The organism is Streptococcus mitis, from assembly GCF_001579035.1.
In the GTDB taxonomy this organism is placed as follows: domain Bacteria; phylum Bacillota; class Bacilli; order Lactobacillales; family Streptococcaceae; genus Streptococcus; species Streptococcus mitis_J.
Window position 1 is genome coordinate 87,293 of record NZ_KQ970287.1, and the last position, 812, is coordinate 88,104.

At 37.6% G+C, this 812-nt stretch carries 1 protein-coding gene; it reads left to right on the top strand.

The window, feature by feature from the left end; genetic code table 11:
* Nucleotides 1-118: 118 nt before the first annotated feature.
* Nucleotides 119-775, top strand: a complete 657-nt coding sequence (locus SMIDD26_RS04875; RefSeq protein ID WP_000268659.1) for a CBS domain-containing protein — start codon at nt 119-121, stop codon at nt 773-775.
* Nucleotides 776-812: the final 37 nt, after the last annotated feature.

An 812-nucleotide genomic window follows, 5' to 3' on the forward strand; every position in this document is an offset into this window, starting at 1 on the left:
AGAGCTCTTTTTGCTAGCTTATTCATACTTTTCTGAATTTTGAAAAAGAAATGTAAGCGTTTGATAGATTTGCAAAAAGATTGTATAATAGGGATAAGAATAGAAAAGGAGAAGTCTCATGGCAGTTAAAGATTTTATGACCCGCAAGGTAGTTTATATTAGTCCAGATACAACAGTATCTCATGCAGCAGATTTGATGAGAGAGCAAGGGTTGCACCGCTTGCCTGTTATCGAAAATGATCAATTAGTTGGTTTGGTGACTGAGGGAACCATTGCTCAAGCTAGTCCATCCAAGGCAACAAGTCTTTCTATCTATGAGATGAATTATCTTCTGAATAAGACAAAAGTAAAAGATGTCATGATTCGCGATGTTGTCACTGTTTCAGGCTATGCGAGTCTAGAGGATGCAACTTATTTGATGTTGAAAAACAAGATTGGTATTCTTCCTGTCGTTGATAACCATCAAGTCTATGGAGTTATTACGGACCGTGACGTTTTCCAAGCTTTTCTTGAAATTGCTGGTTATGGTGAAGAAGGAATTCGTGTGCGCTTTGTTACAGAAGATGAAGTCGGTGTCCTCGGAAAGATTGTTTCTTTGATTGCAGAAGAAAATTTGAATATCTCTCATACAGTCAATATTCCGCGTAAAGATGGTAAGGTCATTATCGAAGTGCAAATCGATGGATCAATTGATTTACCAGCCTTGAAAGAAAAATTTGAAGCAAATGGTATTCAAGTGGAAGAAATCACTCGCACTTCAGCAAAAGTCTTGTAAGAAGGGAAGCCGAAAGGCTTCTTTTTTCATGAAAAGG